This window comes from Lacrimispora amygdalina (genome assembly GCF_003432035.1).
GTDB lineage: Bacteria > Bacillota > Clostridia > Lachnospirales > Lachnospiraceae > Lacrimispora > Lacrimispora amygdalina.
Window position 1 is genome coordinate 1 of the sequence record NZ_QOHO01000137.1, and the last position, 2,506, is coordinate 2,506.

The following is a 2,506-nucleotide window of genomic DNA, read 5'->3' on the forward strand; positions in this document are numbered from 1 at the left end:
TACTATATTGACATAAATCCATGTGAACTATTATAATTAAATTATAATTTAAATAAAGAGGGAGGTTTTACACATGAAAGGTTTTGGAGTAATAGAAAAAGGAAAAGTTGGTTGGATGGATAAACCAGAATATGTTTGTGGTCCCGATGATGCTATAGCACGTCCTTTAGCACTTGCTCCTTGTTCATCAGACGTACACTCAGCTTATGAAATGGAAGGACCACATTTAAAAAACAGAATTCTTGGACATGAAGCTGTAGGACAACTAATTGAAGTGGGCTCAAATGTAAAGGATTTCAAGGTCGGTGACATAGTTGTAATACCTTGTACAACTCCTACTTGGAAGCATCCAGATATTCAAGATGGTACCCATCAAGATGCTGGTGGATTACAAAACGCAATTAACTTTTCCACCTATGAAGACGGAACTTTTGCAGAAAAAATTAAAATTAGATCTGCAGACATGAATTTGGCCCTATTACCTGAAGGTGTATCTTTAGAAGCTGCATGTATGGCAGTTGATATGATGACCACAGGATTCTATGGTCCAGAACTGGCAGAAGTTAAATTTGGTGACACCGTTGTTGTTTTTGGAATAGGTCCAGTTGGATTAATGGCAGTAGCTGCTTCTAAGCTTCGAGGTGCTGGCCGAATTATCGCCGTTGGTACGAGACCTGATTGTGTAAAATTAGCAAGAGAATATGGAGCTACAGATATCATTAGTTATAAGGAAGGTAATGTTGGCGATCAAATAAAAGCTTTAACTGGTGGCAAAGGTGTTGATGCATCTATCGTGGCTGGTGGGGATTTAGAGACTCTTTATACTGCTATTGATGTAGCTAAGGTTGGTGGTGGACAAATTGCTATGTTAAATATATTAACAGAAATTGAAAGCATAAACATACCTAACGCAGCAATTGCTGGATTCTTAGCTCACAAAACTATTAAAGGTGGTTTATGCCCTGGTGGAAGAAAGAGAATGGAAAGATTACTTTCTCTAATTAAATATGAACGTGTAGATCCTTCTAAGCTTATTACCCATAGATTTAAAGGCTTAGAACATATAGAAGATGCATTCTACATCATGGCTAATAAACCAAAGGATTTAATCAAGCCTATCGTTCTTATGGACTAAGGTTAAAACTTTATTGATATATTAGATTAAAATACACATCAATAACTTTCATTGATGTGTATTTTATATTTGTTATTTATTAAGCAAATTCTCAATAATTCTTTCAAGCTTTTCCGGTTCATAGGTCGGTGCATATCTGCCAACCACTTTACCATTTCTATCTACTAAAAACTTAGTAAAGTTCCATTTAATATCATCACCTTCTGTAGTAAAGCCTAAACCTTCCAGCTTTTTATAAAACGCTTCTGATGCTTCATCCTCCTCAGCTTTTGGTGCCTGCGCCTTTAAAAACTTAAATAAATCTGAAGCATTTTCCCCATTCACATCAACCTTCGCAAAGGTCTTGAAGGTTGTTCCAAAGTTCACTTGGCAGAATTTTGCTAGCTCTTCATTACTGCCTGGTGCCTGTTCAAAGAATTGATTGCAAGGGAAATCTAGAATTTCAAAACCTTGATCTTTATATTTATCATAAAGTTTTTGCAGTCCTTCATATTGTGGAGTAAATCCACAACCGGTAGCAGTATTAACAATTAATAATACTTTTCCCTTATACTCACTCATGGATATTTCATTACCATTTATATCTTTTACCTTATAATCATATATCATATTTATTCTCTCCCTCTACTAAGTATTTTTAATTTGAGTTAATTTCATAATTTCTAACCCTTGAAATCAAAGGATTAGAAAAGGGTATAAAAAATAGTTTACCCCAATCCGATAAATAATTCGTCAAAATAATCCACAGAAAGGAGTAAACTACGAATTATGTATCGGCAAACAACATTATTTACTTTAGATCAAATTTTAGAAATTCAACCATTAACAAAATTACAAGCTGTTTTAACATTTGTTGATTATTCAATTATGCTTGAAGCTTTTAAAATTGATGCCAGCAAGCGAGGTCCTAAAGGTTTTTCATATTCCAGCTTGCTCAATGCCTTGCTTGCAATGCAGATTGAACAACTTCCTACCGTTAAGGCATTGGTTAAAAGGTTAAAAACCGACCCTGTTTTAAGAGTAACCTGTGGTTTTGATGCTGTTGGTAAAACACCCAGTGCAGCAACTTTTTCAAGATTTATTGAAAAGCTTTCTAAAACAAATGTGCTTGAAAAGACTTTTCACCGAATGGTACGTAGAGCTAAAACCTTGGGACTTATTGATGGTACTCACGTTTCTATTGATGCATCAAAAATTGATGCTTTTGAGCATGCTATACCAAAATCGAGGATACCGGAAAACAATCCTGAGTTTCCTCACTGGGGTGCCAAGCAAGATACCAACGGTAATATGATAAAATGGTTTGGCTGGAAGATGCACGCCGTAGTTGATACAACAAGCGGTATACCATTAGGGTATATCATAACCCCT

General features: G+C 35.4%; 3 protein-coding genes. 2 read left to right on the plus strand and 1 reads right to left on the minus strand.

Going from position 1 to position 2,506, the window contains the following annotated elements:
- Positions 1-73 precede the first annotated feature (73 nt).
- Positions 74-1,135 carry a zinc-binding dehydrogenase gene (locus DS742_RS28105; RefSeq protein WP_117420207.1) on the plus strand — a complete coding sequence of 354 codons (1,062 nt, stop codon included), beginning with the start codon at positions 74-76 and terminating at the stop codon, positions 1,133-1,135.
- A 72-nt stretch (positions 1,136-1,207) separates the two neighbouring features.
- Here the strand turns inward: DS742_RS28105 and DS742_RS28110 are convergent, their stop codons facing one another.
- Positions 1,208-1,744 carry a glutathione peroxidase gene (locus tag DS742_RS28110; RefSeq protein WP_074366398.1) on the minus strand — a complete coding sequence of 179 codons (537 nt, stop codon included), beginning with the start codon at positions 1,742-1,744 and terminating at the stop codon, positions 1,208-1,210.
- Positions 1,745-1,903: 159 nt separating this feature from the next.
- Between DS742_RS28110 and DS742_RS28115 the strand changes: the two genes are divergently transcribed.
- Positions 1,904-2,506 (plus strand): transposase (locus DS742_RS28115; protein WP_147325902.1); only part of this gene is annotated, 603 nt, incomplete at its 3' end.

Excerpts from the sequence above, each read along its gene's own strand:
- DS742_RS28105 (WP_117420207.1), top strand. The coding sequence starts at position 74 with ATGAAAGGTTTTGGAGTAATAGAAAAAGGAAAAGTTGGTTGGATGGAT.
- DS742_RS28110 (WP_074366398.1), bottom strand. The coding sequence starts at position 1,744 with ATGATATATGATTATAAGGTAAAAGATATAAATGGTAATGAAATATCC.